Raw genomic sequence first — 16,065 nt, 5'->3', positions numbered from 1 at the left:
CAAGCCCTTCAGGCGTTATCGGCGATCCAGGACGCCAGACTTGACTGGAAGGCGCTCACGGAAAAGCGTTGTGCGTTGGCGAGAACCGTCTCGGTGGACAGCTCGGCCACCCGGCGTACCCGCGCGGCATAGGCCGACGGCTCGAACCCATCGACAAGATAACCGGTCTGGCCATCTTCCACCGTCTCGAGGAGCCCGCCGCGGGCGAGGCCGACCACCGGCGTGCCACAGGCCTGCGCTTCGACCGGAATCATCCCAAAGTCCTCGTGCCCCGGATAGAGCAGGCACAGGGCACCCCAGTAGAGCTCCCGCAGTCGTTCGTTGGTGGGCCGGATCTCGAAGGTGACCGGAACATCCAGCCGCTCCGCCCGGCGGCGAAGCGCCGCCTCCTCCGGCCCCGAGCCGGCCAGAACCAGGGGAAGCCGGACTTCGGCCGCGATCTCCAGCATGAGATCGAATCGCTTGTAGCTGATCCACCGCCCGACGCCGAGCAGGTAGCCGCGCCCCTGTTGCTTGACGGCCTCCGGGGCGTCGGCGAAGTAGTCGACGTCGACGGGAGGATTGATGACGCGCGCCTCCCGGCCCCAGTAGCGGCGAATCCGGCCCTGGACCTCACGGGAGTTCGCCGCGTAACTGTGCACGTGACGGCTCAGGCGCCGGTCGCTCGCCTGCAGGACTCGGCGCATTGGAGCGAGAAGCGCTTGCGCTCCGCGCTGGTCCAGCTCCGGGCTCCAGACGTACCGGGCCGGGGAGTGCACGTAGCTCAGGTAGCGAGTCCCCAGCGAGTCGCCCAGCTTGACCGTGTGCGCGAAGGCGTGGCTGGACGAGATGACCACGTCGTACCTCTCACGCGTGAGAGTGCGCCAGGTGAGCGGCATGACCGGCAGTGCGAGGGCCTTGCTCCGCCGCAGCGGGGTCCGGGACATCCACGACTCCTGCATGTCCTCGCCACCCTCAGCCACGTCGTGCTCCTTCCAGAGCACGAACCGCCGGGCATGCGGAACGACCTCGGCCATGCGGAGGTAGACCTGCTCCGAGCCGCCCGTCGCACTGAACCACTCGTGGACGAGGGCGACGGACTTGCCGGCGAGCGCCGTGGGGGTCGGAAGCCCCTGATGTGGCAGGGCGTTCGTCGTCATGAGCGCTTGCCGGTTCTCGTTGCCGTGCCGGCTCCGCCCAGCGTTGCGGACGTCATCCCGCCAAAGTGGGCGGAAGGGATGACGGTCCCCTCATGTGGCGTGGCGGAATTCACCCGGCACCTCCGGTTTCGGCGGTCTGGAGGCACGCCTTGGGGCACGGCAGAGTCCATGCGCGGAGGCGTGCGGCAGTGATCATCACCGCCTGCGAACGCGGGCCAATACATCTCATCGCGATACGCATGTCAACCGCCGTAAAGCGTTACATCGGGGCCGCGTAAGGCACATACAGGGACATAAAGGGACATCTGCTGCCCGTTTTACCTGCTTTTATGGGGTTTCTAATTGGCTTCGGCGAGCGCCACGCCCATGGCCCGATCGGCTGAATAGAAAAAGCGTTCGGCCCTTCCTGCGCCGGCCCATCAGCCGTTCATGCCCAATGTGCTGGTCACCACTGGGCTCCGCGCTTGAGAAGACCGGTAATTGCCGGTTGGATCAAAAGCTTCACCCAGCAGCACATTGAGGATCAGATGTACTACGCGTCGACCGCAGCCACCCCGCCCGAGCCTCCTCGGGCCAAGGGATTCCGCGCGTTGAAGCGCTGGCAGAAGACCCTGATCGTCCTGCTCGCCGTGCTGCTCGTGGCCGGGGCGTGTGGCGGCGTCGGAGCGTTCGCCCTGGTCAACCGCTACGAGGGCAAGGCCAAGCAGGAGGACCTCCTCGGCGGGGCGGCCGAGCCCAAGGACGAGCAGCGCTGGAAGAGCGGCCCGCTCAACCTGCTGCTCCTCGGCTCCGACTCGCGGGAGGGCGAGGCCGACGAGGGAAGCTATGCGGGGCAGCGGTCGGACACCATCATGCTGGTGCACCTCAGCAAGAACCTGGACCGCGCCACCATCATCTCCATTCCCCGCGACAGCTACGTCAACGTGCCTCCCGCGGAGGGCTGGAACGGTGGCATGAACAAGCTCAACGCCGCGTTCGCCTTCGGCGGCGCGCCGCACGCGGCGAAGACCATCACGAAGCTGACCGGCGTGCGGCTCGACGGTGCGCTGATCGCCAACTTCGCCAGCATCAACGAGATGGTCGACGCGGTCGACGGCGTCCGGGTCTGCATCCCGTACACGGTCCGGTCGACCTTCTCGGAGAAGGTCTGGGAGAAGGGTTGCCACCAGCTCGACGGGACGGAGGCGGAGGAGTTCATGCGCCAGCGCAAGAACGTGCCCGGCGGCGACTTCGGACGCATCCACGACCAGCAGCTGGTCGTCAAGGCCATCGCAGAGAAGGCCTCCGCCGAGGGCATGCTGACCAACCCGTTGAAGCTGGACGAACTCCTGCTGACGGCCGCCGAGTCGCTGACCATCGACAAGAACCTCGACCTGAAGGAACTGGCGCTCACCGCCAAGGGCATCAAGCCCGCGAACATCAAGTTCGCCACGGTCCCGTACACCAGCGCCAACCTGAAGACGCACGCCGGATCGGCGGTCAAGCTCGACGACGCCAAGGCGAAGGAGATGTTCGCCGCGGTGCGTGACGACACCATTCAGGAGTGGCTCGCCGCCCACCCGCAGAAGGCGCCCGGTCGCTGACCCTCGCCGCATGAAGAGAGGCGCCTAGCCGTCCGCGGCACCCACGGTGACTGCCAGCCCGAAGGCGAGCAGTGCCACGGCGAGGGAGGCGTCGGCGACGCCCACCCGCCAGCCGGGCCGGTCCCGCTCCACGCCGCCCTTCCGTTCCCACACACCGACGCCCTAACCGATGTCACGCCGGTGCTCCCGCACCACGCCCCGGGCCCACGTCAGCATGTCGCACCCGTCGTCCCGGCACTGCCCGCAGCCCCCCGTGGCCCGGTGCTCGCTCGGCTGCTCCCGGTGCGCCGTGATCACCCGCTTGGCCGTCCAGAGCACCAGGGCCGGCGTGATCGGTCCGTCGTCCATGGGCACCGCTCCACCTCCGAAAACGGGCAGGTCCGGGCACCGATCCCCGATCAAGTACCCGGACCGCTCACCGCGCCCGCAAGAACCATCTGTCTCGGGCTCTGCCACGGATCGTAGGCTTGTACGAGCATGGACGTCTAGGAACGTAGCTAAAGAATCCGAGTCGTTCCTGGTTGGCTAACGTCGCCTCATGATCGATCCCGACGGCCCCGTGCCCGTCTATCGGCAGGTAGCGGATCTCCTGGCCGCTCGGATCTCCAGCGGCGAGCTTGCGCCCCACCGGCCCATCCCGAGCGAGTCCACGATCGTTCAGGAGTACGGCATCGCACGGGGCACGGCACGGCGAGCGGTGGCCTTGCTGCGCGAGCGCGGGTTGGTCTACACCGTGCCGCAGCGCGGGACGTACGTCGGGCAGCCGGAGAGCTGAAAGGCCCGGACCCTCACGGGGTCCGAGCCGCTTCGCCCGGGGTGGTTCAGGCAGCCGCAAGCGCCTTGCTCCTGCCCTCCTTGGCCGTGTTCCGCTCCAGCCCGCCCAGGACCCGAGCGGCGCGCTCACGGCTCCGCCTGGCCGCCTCCTCGAGTAGCCGAGTAGACGAGGTGTTGGTGACGGCAGCCGAGGCCAGATCCCTCTACCTGCAGGAGTTGGCGTTACCCGCCGTCGGCGCCGGACGCCTGGCGGGCAGTACAGCTAGCCCGAGACCAACCCCGACTGGTACGCGAAGACCACCAACTGGGCCCGATCCCGGGCGCCCAGCTTCACCATCGCCCGGCTGACATGGGTACGCGCGGTGGCCGGACTCACCACCAGCCGGTCGGCGATCTCGGCGTTGCTGAGCCCCTCCCCGACCAGCCCCACCACCTCCCGCTCCCGCTCGGTGAGGGCGTCCAGCCGGGGGTGCGGGCGGGGCACCCGGGCCGGCCGGGTGGCGAACTCCCGCACCACCCGCCGGGTCACCGACGGCGAGAGCAGCGCCTCCCCCTCGGCGACGAGGCGCACCGCCCGCAGCAGCTCGGCCGGCGGGGTGTCCTTGGTCAGGAAGCCGCTCGCCCCGTGCCGCAGCGCGTCGAAGACGTACTCGTCCAGCTCGAAGGTGGTCAGCACGATCACCCGGGTACCGGCCAGCTGCGGGTCGGCGACGATCCGGCGGGTGGCCTCGATGCCGTCCACGCCGGGCATCCGGACGTCCATCAGCACCACGTCGGGGCGTACCTGGCGGGCCAGCTCCACCGCCCGCAGCCCGTCGGCGGCCTCGCCGGCCAGGGTGAGGTCGTCCTCGCTCTCGATCAGCGCGCGCAGCCCGATCCGGACGAGGTCCTGGTCGTCGGCGACCACCACCCGGATCACCGCCGCGCCTCCACCGGCAGCCGGGCGGACACCCGGAAGCCGCCGTCGGGGCCGGGGCCGGCGGTCAGCGAGCCGCCCAGCGCGGTGACCCGCTCGCGCATCCCGGCCAGCCCGTGTCCCGCCGCGCCGGGCGCGCCCACGCCCCGGTCGGTCACCTCCACCACCAGCTCCTCCCGGCCGTAGTCGACCCGCACCCGCGCGGCGGCGACCCGGGCGTGCCGCAGCACGTTGGTCAGCGCCTCCTGCACCACCCGGTACGCGGCCAGGTCCACCGCGCCGGGCAGCGGCCGTGGCTCGCCGGTCACCCGCAGGTCGACGGCGAGGCCCGCCCCGGCCAACCGCTCCCGCAGGGCGTCGAGCCGGGCCAGCCCCGGCACCGGCCCCCGCTCGGTGCCGCGCCGGACCGCCCCGAGGGTGACCCGCAGCTCGTCCAGGGCCTCCCGGCTGGTCCGGCTGATCGCGGTCAGCGCCGCCTCGGCCTGCTCGGGCCGCTTGGGCATCAGGTGCAGCGCGATGTCGGCCTGCATGCTGATCGCCGCGAGCCCGTGCCCCACCACGTCGTGCACCTCCTGGGCGATCCGCAGCCGCTCCTCGTCGGCCTGCCGGCGGGCCTGCTCGGCCCGCGCCCGGGCGACGGTCTCGCGGTTGGTCCGCACCGCCACCCCCAGCGCGAACGGTACGACGACCCAGGCCGATCCGGGCAGCACTCCGGGCAGGCCGGGCGAGGCGCCCCGGGACCAGAAGACGTGCACCAGGATCACCGCGAGCGCCGCCGCCGCGGCGACGGCGGCCGGCCGGATCGGCAGCCGGACCGCCACCGTGTAGACGGCGACCAGGAAGGTCAGCAGCACCGGCCCGTACGGGTAGCCGAGCACCAGGTAGCTGGAGACGGCGACGGTGACCACGGCGAGGGTGGCGCGGGGGGCGAGGCGGCGCCCGGTCAGCGCGAGGGTGGCGACCGTGACCAGGGCCAGGCAGCCGGCGTCGACCGGCGTGGTGCCGGGCTGGTTGCGGCCGGCCGGGCCGGTGGCGAGCAGGCCGAGCAGCAGCAGGACCACGGCCAGCGCCAGGTCGGCCGCCGCCTCCTGGCGACGGCCGCCGGAGTGTTCCCGCAGGCGCATGCCGGTCATTCTGCCCCCGGTGCGGGCGGGCGTCGTTCGCCCGCGCGCGGCACCGCGGCTACGCCGCCGGACGTATCCGGCGGTCGGCGGTCGGGTCAGACGGCGGCCAGCACGGCGGCTTCGAGCCGGGCCCGGTCGGCGTCGGAGGGCCAGCCGCCGACCAGGTAGAACGCGTCCACCACGTCGCCGCCGAGGGTGGAGATCCGGGCCGCGCGGACCTGGGCGCCGGCCTCGTCGAGGGCGCAGGTCACCCGGTAGAGCAGCCCGGCGGCGTCGGCGGCGCGCAGCTCCAGCAGCACCGCGTCGGTGGCCGCCTCCCGGTGCCAGACCACTCGCGGCGCGGCCCCCTCCCCCCGCGCCGCGAGAGCCCGGCCGCGCAGCCGCTGGGTGACGGAGACGTCCCCGTTGACGGCGCGACGCAGGTCGGCGCTGAGCGCGATCGGGTCCGGCGCGAGCCCGTAGCGGGGCTGCACCCGGCACTCGACCAGGGCCCGGCCGTCGACCGTGGAGGCGTCCGCAGCCAGCACCTCCAGCCGGTGCAGGGCCAGGCAGCCGGCCACCGTCGCGAGCAGGCCGCGCCGGTCCGCCGCGGCCACCGACACCCGGTCCTCCGTCAGGTGTACGACCGGCAGCGGCCCCGCCACCAGCGCCGGGTCGGGGGCCGGGGGCGCGGGCAGGGCGCCGGTGTCCAGCGCGGTACGCACCCGGGCCACCAGTTCGGCGACCAGCCGCCCCTTCCAGTCCGACCAGGCGGCCGGCCCGGTGGCCGCCGCGTCGGCGCGGACCAGGGCGTGCAGCAGGTCCAGCGTGGTGGTGTCGCCGACCCGCTCGGCGACCCCGGCGATGGTCACCGGGTCGTCGAGGTCCCGCCGGGTGGCAACGTCGGGCAGGAGCAGGTGCAGCCGGACCAGCGTGCCGATCAGCGCCGCCTCGGGCGCGGGCAGGCCGATCCGGGCGGCCACCGCCTCGGCCACCGGTGCCCCCACGGTGCTGTGGTCGCCGGGCAGCCCCTTGCCGATGTCGTGCAGGAACGCGCCGAGCAGCAGCAGGTCGGGGCGGTCCACGTCGCGGGTGTGCCGGCTCGCCTCGTACGCGGTCTGCACCAGATGCCGGTCGAGGGTGAACCGGTGCACCGGGTTGTGCTGGGGCAGGCTGCGCAGCCGGGGCCACTCCGGCAGCCAGCCGTCGATCAGGCCGTACCGGTCGCAGGTCTCCCAGGCGGGCACCAGACCGGGACCGGCCCCGAGCAGGGTGATCAGCGCGGCGCGGGCGGCCGGCGGCCAGGGCGCGGGCAGCGGCGGGCAGTATGCGGCCAGCCATTCGCAGGTGGCCCGGGCGATCGGCAGCCGGGTGGTGGCCGCGGCGGCGGCGATCCGCAGCGACAGGCTCGGGTCGGGGCGGGCGCCGATGGCGGTGCGGGCCAGCACCAGTTCCCCGTCGTGCTCGACGACGTCCCGGGCGACGGGCCGGCGCACCGGGCGGCCGTCGCCGCCCCGGCGGCGGCCGGAGCGCAACCGGTCGGCGGCGCGCCAGGCGTCGTCGAGGGCGTGGCTGACCGTGCGGGCGTCCCCGGCGACCCGGCGCAGCAGCACGTCACCGTCGCTGGCCACGGGGGCGGACTGGTGCGCGTCGTCGGAGCCGCCGGGCGGGGACTGTCGCAGGCCGAGCAGGCCGGCCACGCCGTCGCGCTCCTGCGCGACGAGCCGGTCGACCCGGCGGCCGACCTGCTGGTGCAGGGCGTCGCGGGTGTCCAGCAGGCGCAGGTGCGCGGCCCGGACGGCGGGGCGCAGCGCGTCGGTGATGCCGGCGGTGGCGATGGCCCGCAGCAGGCCCACGTCGCGCAGCCCGCCGGCGGCCTCCTTGAGGTCGCCCTCGAGCAGGAAGGCCAGCTCGCCATGGGTACGCCAGCGACTCTCGGTGATCTCCCGCAGGGCGGGGAGCCGGCGGACGGCGGTCCGCCGCCAGTGGTCGGCGGCGGTGCGGATGAGCGTGTCGGCGAGCGCCCGGTCGCCGGCGACGAAGCGCGCGTCGAGCAGCGCGAGGGCGACCTTGACGTCGTCCTGGGCCACCGAGAGCGCCTCGGCGAGGGTGCGCACCGAGTGGTCGAGCCGCACGCCGGCGTCCCAGATGGGGTACCACAGCGACGCGGCGAGCTCGTCGACGCCGGGCACCCCGGCGTGCAGCAGCACCAGGTCGAGGTCGCCGTGCGGCGCGCACTGCCGCCGCCCCAGCCCGCCGACCGCGACCAGCGCGATCCCCTCCCGCTCCGGCACCAACGACCCCAGCCAGGCGTCGAACCCCGCCGCCCGCTCCCGCCGCGCCGCCTCCCCGATGCCACCGACCTCGTTGATCAAGAGGTTTGCGTCACCGTGGTCGGTGTTTCCTGACGCATTCCTCTTGATCAACGAGGTCATGGTGGCTCCTAGAGGGCGTCGAGGCCGCGTTCGCCGGTACGGACCCGGACGACCTCCTCGACCCCGGTGACCCAGACCTTGCCGTCGCCGATCTTGCCGGTCCGGGCGGCGGCGACGATCGCGTCCACGATCTTGTCGACGTCCATCTCGTCGGTGAGCACCTCGACCCGGATCTTGGGCAGGAACTCGACCGTGTACTCGGCACCCCGGTAGACCTCGGTGTGCCCCTTCTGCCGCCCGTACCCCTGGACCTCGCTGACGGTCAGGCCGGCCACGCCGAGGGCGTGCAGGGCCTCCTTCACCGCGTCCAGCTGGTACGGCTTGATGACCGCGGTCACCAGCTTCATGTCCAACCCCTCCATCCCAGGAACGTTAACCGGCGACCTTCTCGCTGACCGGCTCGGTGGCCGGTTCGCCGCCGGAGTCCGAGGCCGGCTTCGCGGCGCCCGGGGTCAGCCCGGCCAGCGCGAACGCCCCACCGCCGGCGCTGCCGGTGGTCGGCGACTGGTCGTACGCGCTCTCCGCGTGCTCCGCCACGTCGATGCCGGCGACCTCGTCCTCGGCGTCGGAGCGGAGCCCGATCAGCGCCTTGACGGCGAGCGCGATCACCACGGCCACCGCGAAGGAGTAGACCGAGACGATGCCGCTGCCCAGCGCCTGACGACCGAGCTGGGTCAGCCCGCCGCCGTAGAACAGGCCCTCGCTGCCGCCCAGGCCCTCGATGGCGGAGTTGACCTGGAGGGTGGCGAAGAAGCCGATGGAGAGCGAGCCGATCCAGCCGGCGACGAAGTGCACGCCGACCACGTCGAGCGAGTCGTCGAAGCCGAGCTTGTACTTCAGGCCGACGGCCACCGCGCAGACCGCGCCGGCGACGAGGCCGAGCAGCACCGCCGGCAGCGGGGCGATGAAGCCGCAGGCCGGGGTGATGGCGACCAGGCCGGCGACGGCGCCGGAGGAGGCGCCGACCAGGGTCGGCTTCCCGTTGCGCAGCCACTCGACGATGATCCAGCCGACCAGGCCGGCGGCCGTGGCGACCTGGGTGTTGACGAAGGCCACCGCGGTGGTGCCGTCGACGGTCAGCTCGGAGCCGGCGTTGAAGCCGAACCAGCCGAACCAGAGCAGGCCGGCACCGAGCGCGACCAGCGGGACGTTGTGCGGCTTGAAGCTCTCCCGGGGCCAGCCGAGCCGCTTGCCGAGCACCAGCACCAGGCCGAGCGCGGCGGCGCCGGCGTTGATGTGAACCGCGGTGCCACCGGCGAAGTCCAGTGCCTTGATCTTGGCACCGATGAAGCCGCCACCCCACACCCAGTGCGCGACCGGGATGTAGACCAGCGTGAACCAGGCGAAGGCGAACAGCAGCCACCCGGAGAACTTCAGCCGGTCGGAGACCGCGCCGCTGATCAGGGCCACCGTGATGACGGCGAACATCATCTGGAAGACCAGGAAGACGTACGTGGGGATGCCGGTCCCCGCGCCGAGGAAGAGCCACTCCTCGCCGATGAAGCTGGTCTCGGTGCCGAGGTACTGGGTGAAGCTGCCGATCACGTTGTTGACGCCCGCGTTGTCGTTGGTGCCGAACGCGAGGGTGAAGCCGTAGATGACCCAGAGAACGGAGATGAGCCCGATCGCGGAGAAGCTCATCATCATCATGTTGAGTACGCCCTTGGACCGGTTGAGCCCCCCGTAGAACAGGGCCAGCCCCGGCGTCATGAGCAGCACGAGCGCAGACGACAGGAGCAACCAGGCGGTGTTGCCGGTGTTGATCTCCACGCTGCCTCCTCTCGGTGTGGAAGTCCTCCCATCCGACTGGAACCTGGCAGCATCGCCCGTCAGCCGGTTGGCGGGAAGCTTCGCCGCCGCCTGTTTCCTCAACCGACACCGCTCGATTTCCGACGCGTGACGGGTTGTTTCGGGCGTGTGAAGAACGTCGATCATGGCCCCGGAAACGACGAGAGTGGCCGTCGCGCACGCAACGGCCACTCTCGTCGTTTTCGACAGGGGTCAGCGCAGGGCGTACTCCAGTGCGTGCCGCTCGTAGTCGAGCAGCCGCAGGTCGCGCATCGGGCGGCGCAGGTGGCCCTTGTGCACGATCCGCACGAACGCCGGCTCGCCGGCCGCCGCCATCCGGCGGATGCCCTCGACGTGGTCGACGATCCGCTTGCGGATGGTCCGGATCAGCCGGTGCCGGTCGCGCGGGATCAGCCCGTACGCGTCGGCGAAGAGCCGCAGCCGGCGCGGCCGGTCCGGGTGCTTCCAGCCGAGGGTGATCGAGTCCCGGTCGGAGAAGATCGGCACCCAGGTCCAGGCCGCGTACGCCACGTCGTAGATCCGGGCGCCGGGCGAGGCGAGGTCGAAGTCGATCAGCCCGAGGGTGCCGTCCGGCCGCCAGATGACGTTGTGCGGGGCGGCGTCGTGGTGGCAGATGACCTCGGTGTCCGGCGGGGGCGGGCCGAACGACCGCCAGACCGCGCCGGGCGGCGGGGCGAAGCCGTACTGCGCGTCGTGGAACATCCGCAGCATGGTCGCCACCGTCACCAGCGCCTCGTCGGTGACCCAGTGCGGGGCCAGCGGGTACTCCCCGCACTCCCCCTCCAGGTACGACAGGACCTCCCGGTTGCGCTCGTCCATGCCGAGCGCGCGGGGCGCGCCGGTGAACCCGACGTACTCCAGGTGGCGCAGCAGGGCGTGCACCGAGGGCGTCCACGGTCCGGCGTTGCGCCGGACGGTGTCGCCGACCCGGACCACGGTGCTCACGTTCCCGCCGTGCAGCGGGATCTCCTGCGAGGTCACGTACGGTCTCCCCAGGGCCGGCGGCGCGTGGCGAGGGTCACGCCACCCGGCGAACGCGCGATCGTCAGTCGTCACTGCGAGATTACGCGTCCCGGGCGAGCGGCTCGGTGCCGAGCAGCGCGTCGACGAACTGCGCCGGGTCGAACGGAGCCAGGTCGTCCGCGCCCTCGCCCAGCCCGACCAGCTTGACCGGGATGCCGAGCTTGCGCTGCACGGCGATCACGATGCCGCCCTTGGCGGTGCCGTCGAGCTTGCTCAGCACCACCCCGGTCACGTTGACCACCTCGGTGAAGACCCGGGCCTGCTCCAGGCCGTTCTGGCCGGTGGTGGCGTCCAGGACGAGCAGTGTCTCGTCGATCGGCCCGTGCTTCTCCACCACCCGCTTGACCTTGCCCAACTCGTCCATCAGGCCGATCTTGTTCTGCAGGCGACCGGCGGTGTCGATCAGGACGGTGTCGGTGCCGGCCTCGATGCCCTCGCGGACGGCGTCGAAGGCGACACTGGCCGGGTCGGCGCGCTCCGCGCCGCGAACGGTGATGGCGCCCACCCGGCTGCCCCAGGTCTCCAGCTGGTCGGCGGCGGCGGCCCGGAAGGTGTCGGCCGCGCCGAGGGTGACCGTCCGGCCGTCGGCGATCAGCACCCGAGCGATCTTGCCGCAGGTGGTGGTCTTGCCCGCGCCGTTGACGCCGACCACCATCAGCACCGCCGGCCGGCCGTCCTTGGGGGCGGTCCGCAGGGCGCGGTCCAGGGTCGGGTCGAGGGCGTTGACCAGCTCGGCGGCGAGCAGCGCGCGCAGCTCGTTGGCCGAGCGGGTGCCGAGCACCCGGGTCCGCTCGCGGAGCCGGTCGACGATCTCCCGGGTGGCGTCGATGCCGACGTCGGCGGTGATCAGGCTGTCCTCGATCTCCTCCCAGGTGTCCTCGTCGAGGTGGTCGCGGCTGAGCAGGCCGAGCAGGCCCTTGCCGAAGGCGTTCTGCGAGCGGGACAGCCGGGAGCGCAGCCGGACCAGCCGGCCGGCGGTCGGCTCGGGCACCTCCAGCGCGGGCGCCTCGATCACCGGCGGCTCGACCAGGATGCCGGTGGAGAGTTCGGCCTCGGGTGCCTGGACGGGCGGACCCGCCAGGTCCTCCTCGGCCCGGGTGTCGACCTCGGTCTTCGGCAGCGGCGGCTCGGGGCGCCGGCGCAGCCGGGGCACCACCAGGCTGAGGCCGCCGAGGATCAGCACCGCGAGCAGGGCGAGCGCGACGAGGAGGTATTCCGTCATGCCGAAATCCTGTCAGATGGCGGCGGCGGCGTCTCATCGACCGCACCCCGTGGCGTCGGCCGGCTCCGGCGGTAGGCTCGGCCACAGCCAGCAGTGGTGCGACCGCCGGCGGGGTAGTAAAGATGAAGTCCGCTCACCTCGGAGGTCCCGCCATGCCCGCCCCATGCCTGCTCATCGGCCCCCTGCTGCGGCGGGTGGTCGGCACGCGGGCCACCGTCTGGGTCGAGACCAGCGCGCCCGCCGTGGTCACCGTCCGCACGGCCGACGGGGCCGCCGGCTCCGCGCCGACCTTCTCCGCGTACGACCACCACTACGCGCTCGTGGTCGTCGAGGGGCTCACTCCGAACAGCGCCACCAGCTACGAGGTGCTGGTCGACGGCGAGGTCGCCTGGCCGGTGCCGCGCGACGGCTTCCCGCCCAGCGTGATCCGTACCCGGGCCGCCGACGACCTCGACCAGCCGGTGCGGCTGCTCTTCGGCTCGTGCCGGGAGACCACCCAGCACGCCACCACCCGGCGGCTGCCCCCGGACGCGCTCGACGCGTACGCCCGGCGGTTGATGGCCGACCCGGACCCGGCCGGCCTGCCCGACCTGCTGGTGCTGCTCGGCGACCAGGTCTACGCCGACGTGACCTCGCCCACGGTGAAGCGGCTGCTCAAGCGGCGCCGCCGGCGCCCGAAGAACGCCCCCACCGACCAGGTGGTGAGCTTCGACGAGTACACCAAGCTCTACCTGGAGTCGTGGCGCGACCCGGAGATCCGCTGGCTGCTCTCCACCGTGCCGAGCGTGATGATCTTCGACGACCACGAGGTCATCGACGACTGGAACACCTCCGCGTCGTGGCGGGCGGAGATGCGCACGCAGCCCTGGTGGGCCGAGCGGATCCGCAGCGGCCTCGCCTCCTACTGGGTCTACCAGCACCTGGGCAACCTCTCCCCGGACGAGATCGCCGACGACCCGCTCTACGCCAAGGTGGTCGCCGCCGAGGACGCCACGATCGTGCTGCGCGAGTTCGGCGAGCGGGTGGACGCCGAGGCCGACGAGGCGCACGACACGGAGCGCTGGCGGGCCGTGCAGTACCAGTGGAGCTACGCCCTCGACCTGGGGCGGACCCGCCTGGTCATGCTGGACAACCGGTGCAGTCGGGTGCTGCAGCCGGGCAACCGGGCCATGCTGCCGCCCGGCGAGTGGTCCTGGTTCCTGGACCGGGCGCACGGGGTCTACGACCACCTGGTGGTCGGCTCCTCGCTGCCCTGGCTACTGCCCCCGGGGATCCACCACGTCGAGGCGTGGAACGAGCGGCTCGCCGACTCCCGCCGGCCGTGGCTGGCCGGGCTCGCCGAGCGGATCCGCCGCGCCTGTGACCTGGAGCACTGGGCCGCCTTCAGCCGCTCCTTCGACGCGCTCGGCGCGCTCTTCGCCCGGCTCGGCAGCGGCGCTCCGGGCAGCCCGGGCGAGCGGGTCGGCGCCGGTCCGGCGTACGCCCCGCCGGCCTCGATCAGCGTGCTCTCCGGCGACGTGCACCACTCGTACGTGGCCCGGGCCCGGTTCGCCGACCCGGCGGTGCGTACCCCGGTGCACCAGTTGACCTGTTCCCCGATCCACAACCAGGTGCCGGCCGGGATGCGCCCGCTGATGAAGCTCGGCTGGTCGCCGGGGCCGGCCGCGGCCACCCGGGCGCTGGCCCGCTCCGCCGGGGTACGCCGGCCGAGCGTCCGCTGGCGGAAGCTGGCCGGGCCGTACTTCGGCAACGCGGTGGCCACGCTGGCGCACACCGGCCGGCAGGCCGAGGTGCTGATCGAGGGCACCACCAGCGACGGCCACCTGCGCGAGGTCGCCCGGCAGCGGCTCACCCCGGCGGCCTGAGCCGGACCCGTACGCTCTGTGCCGTGGAAGAGCATCTGCCGGAGACCCTGCGCGCGGTGGAGGACGAGCTGACCGCGCTGCTGCGCCGGGGTCGCGCGCTGTCCTGGGAGATCGCCCGGGAGGTGCACCCGAACCTGGAGCCGAACGCGTACGGGCTGCTGCTCTGGCTCCGGCGCTCCGGGTCGATCCGGCTGACCGACCTGGCCGTCCGGCTCGGTATCGGCAAGGGCACGCTCAGCCGGCAGATCCACGGCCTGGAGGGGCTCGGCCTGGTGCGCCGCGACCCGGACCCGGACGATCGGCGGGCGGCGCTGATCAGCCTCACCGAGGAGGGCACCCGGCGCTTCGACGCGGCGCGGGCGGCCCGGCTGGGGCAGATCCGCCGGACGATGGAGAGCTGGCCGAGGAAAGACGTGGCGGAGTTCGCCCGGCTGCTGCACCGGTTCAACGAGACCTTCTGACCGGACCGCCCGGCGGAATACGGCGCCGGTCCGCCAAGTTGTTGCTTGAGGCAACCAAGTCGCACGGTTGCCCGAGGCAACTCCTTCTCTCGACTCCCACCGGAGGCAGTCACGATGACCCAGGCGCCAGCGCCCACCCGGGCGACCGCCGTCGACATGACCCACCGGCAGATCCTGGAGGCTCTCTCCGGCCTGCTGCTGGGCATGTTCGTCGCCATCCTCTCCTCGACGGTCGTCTCGAACGCGCTGCCGCGGATCATCACCGAGCTGAAGGGTGGCCAGTCCGCGTACACGTGGGTGGTCACCTCGACGCTGCTGGCGACCACCGCGACCACCCCGATCTGGGGCAAGCTGGCCGACCTGACCAGCAAGAAGCTCCTGGTCCAGCTCTCCCTGACCATCTTCGTGCTGGGCTCCGTGCTGGCCGGCCTCTCGCAGTCCACCGGGCAGCTGATCGCCTGCCGGGTGCTCCAGGGCGTGGGCGCCGGTGGTCTCACCGCGCTGGCGCAGGTGATCATGGCGACGATGATCTCGCCGCGCGAGCGGGGCCGCTACAGCGGCTACCTCGGCGCGGTGATGGCCGTCGGCACCATCGGCGGCCCGCTGATCGGCGGCGTGATCGTCGACACCTCCTGGCTCGGCTGGCGCTGGTGCTTCTACGTCGGCGTGCCGTTCGCCATCCTCGCGCTGGTCGTGCTCCAGAAGACGCTGCACCTGCCGGTGGTCAAGCGGGCCGCGAAGATCGACTGGTGGGGCGCCACCCTGATCACCGCCGCCGTCTCGCTGCTGCTGATCTGGGTCACCCTCGCCGGCGACCGGTACGCCTGGCTCTCCTGGCAGACCGCGGCCATGGTGGCCGGCGCGCTGCTGCTGGCGGTGCTCGCCGTCCGGGTCGAGCACCGGCCAGCGAGCCGATGATCCCGCCGCACCTGTTCCGCAACCGCACCATCACCCTCGCCGTGGTCGCCAGCATCGCGGTCGGCGTCGGCATGTTCGGCGCGTCGGTCTTCCTCGGCCAGTACTTCCAGATCAGCCGCGGCGAGAGCCCGACCATGTCCGGCCTGATGACCCTGCCGATGATCCTCGGCCTGCTGGTGTCCTCCACGGTCACCGGCCGGATCATCACCAACACCGGCCGCTGGAAGCGGTACCTGGTGGCCGGCTCGGCGCTGCTCACCCTCGGCTTCGCGCTGATGGGCACGCTGCGCTACGACACCCCGTACTGGCTGCTCGGCGGCTACATGGCGCTGATCGGCATCGGGCTCGGCATGACCATGCAGAACCTCGTGCTGGCCGTGCAGAACACCGTCGGCGCGCACGAACTCGGCGCCGCCAGCTCGACCGTCGCCTTCTTCCGCAGCCTCGGCGGCGCGATCGGCGTCTCGGCGCTCGGCGCGGTGCTCGGGCACCGGGTCAAGGACTACATCGCCGAGGGCCTGACCGGCCTGGGCATCCCGGCCGCCGGCTCCGGCAGCGGTGGCACCCTGCCCGACGTGCACACGCTGCCCGCCCCGATCCGCCTGGTGGTGGAGTCCGCGTACGGCCACGGCGCCGGGGACATCTTCCTGGTCGCCGCGCCGTTCGGACTGATCGCCCTGATCGCGGTCTGCTTCATCCGGGAGGTGCCGCTGCGCCGGCACACCGGCGACCCGATCGCCGCCGAGGTCGAGCGGGAGTCGACCGTCGCCGTCGGCGGCGGGGCCGCCGTGGTACGGACCGGCATCGGGCAGTGACG

At 72.5% G+C, this 16,065-nt stretch carries 16 protein-coding genes; 6 read left to right on the top strand and 10 right to left on the bottom strand.

The annotated features are described in order from the left end of the window. Nucleotides 1-8: 8 nt before the first annotated feature. Nucleotides 9-1,139, bottom strand: a complete 1,131-nt coding sequence (locus tag FHX75_RS28340; RefSeq protein ID WP_154943425.1) for a glycosyltransferase — start codon at nt 1,137-1,139, stop codon at nt 9-11. A gap of 527 nt (nt 1,140-1,666) precedes the next feature. Between FHX75_RS28340 and FHX75_RS28335 the strand changes: the two genes are divergently transcribed. Beyond that, on the top strand, nt 1,667-2,722 hold the full coding sequence (locus FHX75_RS28335) for an LCP family protein (RefSeq protein WP_154943424.1): 1,056 nt from the start codon (nt 1,667-1,669) through the stop codon (nt 2,720-2,722). A 24-nt stretch (nt 2,723-2,746) separates the two neighbouring features. Here FHX75_RS28335 and FHX75_RS32060 read toward each other — a convergent pair whose 3' ends face one another. Next, complete coding sequence (locus FHX75_RS32060; RefSeq protein ID WP_281290848.1) at nt 2,747-2,875, bottom strand: hypothetical protein; 129 nt, start codon at nt 2,873-2,875, stop codon at nt 2,747-2,749. Nucleotides 2,876-2,884: 9 nt separating this feature from the next. Beyond that, on the bottom strand, nt 2,885-3,070 hold the full coding sequence (locus tag FHX75_RS28330; RefSeq protein ID WP_154943423.1) for a hypothetical protein: 186 nt from the start codon (nt 3,068-3,070) through the stop codon (nt 2,885-2,887). Between the two features lie 190 nt (nt 3,071-3,260). Between FHX75_RS28330 and FHX75_RS28325 the strand changes: the two genes are divergently transcribed. Then, nucleotides 3,261-3,497: a GntR family transcriptional regulator gene (locus tag FHX75_RS28325; protein ID WP_154943422.1), complete on the top strand. Its 237-nt coding sequence runs from the start codon at nt 3,261-3,263 to the stop codon at nt 3,495-3,497. A 261-nt stretch (nt 3,498-3,758) separates the two neighbouring features. Here the strand turns inward: FHX75_RS28325 and FHX75_RS28320 are convergent, their stop codons facing one another. From FHX75_RS28320 to ftsY, 7 genes are all read right to left on the bottom strand, one after another. Beyond that, nucleotides 3,759-4,415 (bottom strand): response regulator transcription factor, encoded by a 657-nt coding sequence (locus FHX75_RS28320; RefSeq protein ID WP_154943421.1) that lies wholly within the window; start codon nt 4,413-4,415, stop codon nt 3,759-3,761. Next, the gene (locus FHX75_RS28315) at nt 4,412-5,536 is read right to left on the bottom strand and encodes a sensor histidine kinase (protein ID WP_154943420.1); all 1,125 of its coding nucleotides are present in this window, start codon (nt 5,534-5,536) and stop codon (nt 4,412-4,414) included. The genes FHX75_RS28320 and FHX75_RS28315 overlap by 4 nt, the downstream gene beginning before the upstream one ends. 95 nt (nt 5,537-5,631) lie before the next feature. Then, nucleotides 5,632-7,950, bottom strand: coding sequence for a [protein-PII] uridylyltransferase (locus FHX75_RS28310; RefSeq protein WP_154943419.1), 2,319 nt, complete (start codon nt 7,948-7,950; stop codon nt 5,632-5,634). An 8-nt stretch (nt 7,951-7,958) separates the two neighbouring features. Continuing rightward, a complete protein-coding gene (locus tag FHX75_RS28305) occupies nt 7,959-8,297 on the bottom strand; it encodes a P-II family nitrogen regulator (protein WP_170285500.1) in 339 nt (112 codons plus the stop codon). Nucleotides 8,298-8,322: 25 nt separating this feature from the next. Beyond that, entirely contained in the window at nt 8,323-9,720 is a 1,398-nt protein-coding gene (locus FHX75_RS28300) for an ammonium transporter (protein ID WP_154943418.1), read from the bottom strand. 231 nt (nt 9,721-9,951) lie between these two features. Further along, on the bottom strand, nt 9,952-10,815 hold the full coding sequence (locus FHX75_RS28295; protein ID WP_179803565.1) for a phosphotransferase: 864 nt from the start codon (nt 10,813-10,815) through the stop codon (nt 9,952-9,954). 7 nt (nt 10,816-10,822) lie between these two features. Beyond that, nucleotides 10,823-12,004 (bottom strand): signal recognition particle-docking protein FtsY, encoded by a 1,182-nt coding sequence (ftsY, locus tag FHX75_RS28290; RefSeq protein ID WP_154943416.1) that lies wholly within the window; start codon nt 12,002-12,004, stop codon nt 10,823-10,825. Between the two features lie 152 nt (nt 12,005-12,156). On the opposite strand from ftsY, the gene FHX75_RS28285 reads away from it, so the two are divergent. The 4 genes from FHX75_RS28285 (at nt 12,157) to FHX75_RS32335 (ending at nt 16,063) form a co-directional block, all read left to right on the top strand. Further along, the gene (locus tag FHX75_RS28285) at nt 12,157-13,869 is read left to right on the top strand and encodes an alkaline phosphatase D family protein (protein ID WP_154943415.1); all 1,713 of its coding nucleotides are present in this window, start codon (nt 12,157-12,159) and stop codon (nt 13,867-13,869) included. Between the two features lie 23 nt (nt 13,870-13,892). After that, complete coding sequence (locus tag FHX75_RS28280; RefSeq protein WP_246158765.1) at nt 13,893-14,330, top strand: MarR family winged helix-turn-helix transcriptional regulator; 438 nt, start codon at nt 13,893-13,895, stop codon at nt 14,328-14,330. Between the two features lie 114 nt (nt 14,331-14,444). Beyond that, nucleotides 14,445-15,248 carry an MFS transporter gene (locus FHX75_RS32340; protein WP_484213869.1) on the top strand — a complete coding sequence of 268 codons (804 nt, stop codon included), beginning with the start codon at nt 14,445-14,447 and terminating at the stop codon, nt 15,246-15,248. Further along, on the top strand, nt 15,245-16,063 hold the full coding sequence (locus FHX75_RS32335) for an MFS transporter (RefSeq protein WP_484213868.1): 819 nt from the start codon (nt 15,245-15,247) through the stop codon (nt 16,061-16,063). Before FHX75_RS32340 ends, FHX75_RS32335 begins: the two co-directional genes overlap by 4 nt. The last annotated feature ends 2 nt before the right edge of the window (nt 16,064-16,065 follow it).

Source organism: Micromonospora palomenae (assembly GCF_007829925.1).
GTDB classification, from domain to species: Bacteria; Actinomycetota; Actinomycetes; order Mycobacteriales; family Micromonosporaceae; genus Micromonospora; species Micromonospora purpureochromogenes.
The sequence above is the reverse complement of the archived record's forward strand: the minus strand, read 5'-3'. Positions and strand labels throughout refer to the sequence as shown.

What these genes read in the sequence shown, in the direction of transcription:
- FHX75_RS28325 (WP_154943422.1), top strand. Translation starts at nt 3,261, where the DNA reads ATGATCGATCCCGACGGCCCCGTGCCCGTCTATCGGCAGGTAGCGGAT.
- FHX75_RS28285 (WP_154943415.1), top strand. Translation starts at nt 12,157, where the DNA reads ATGCCCGCCCCATGCCTGCTCATCGGCCCCCTGCTGCGGCGGGTGGTC.
- ftsY (WP_154943416.1), bottom strand. Translation starts at nt 12,004, where the DNA reads ATGACGGAATACCTCCTCGTCGCGCTCGCCCTGCTCGCGGTGCTGATC.
- FHX75_RS28330 (WP_154943423.1), bottom strand. Translation starts at nt 3,070, where the DNA reads ATGGACGACGGACCGATCACGCCGGCCCTGGTGCTCTGGACGGCCAAG.
- FHX75_RS32340 (WP_484213869.1), top strand. Translation starts at nt 14,445, where the DNA reads ATGACCCAGGCGCCAGCGCCCACCCGGGCGACCGCCGTCGACATGACC.
- FHX75_RS28315 (WP_154943420.1), bottom strand. Translation starts at nt 5,536, where the DNA reads ATGCGCCTGCGGGAACACTCCGGCGGCCGTCGCCAGGAGGCGGCGGCC.
- FHX75_RS28310 (WP_154943419.1), bottom strand. Translation starts at nt 7,950, where the DNA reads ATGACCTCGTTGATCAAGAGGAATGCGTCAGGAAACACCGACCACGGT.
- FHX75_RS28305 (WP_170285500.1), bottom strand. Translation starts at nt 8,297, where the DNA reads ATGAAGCTGGTGACCGCGGTCATCAAGCCGTACCAGCTGGACGCGGTG.
- FHX75_RS28335 (WP_154943424.1), top strand. Translation starts at nt 1,667, where the DNA reads ATGTACTACGCGTCGACCGCAGCCACCCCGCCCGAGCCTCCTCGGGCC.
- FHX75_RS32335 (WP_484213868.1), top strand. Translation starts at nt 15,245, where the DNA reads ATGATCCCGCCGCACCTGTTCCGCAACCGCACCATCACCCTCGCCGTG.
- FHX75_RS28340 (WP_154943425.1), bottom strand. Translation starts at nt 1,139, where the DNA reads ATGACGACGAACGCCCTGCCACATCAGGGGCTTCCGACCCCCACGGCG.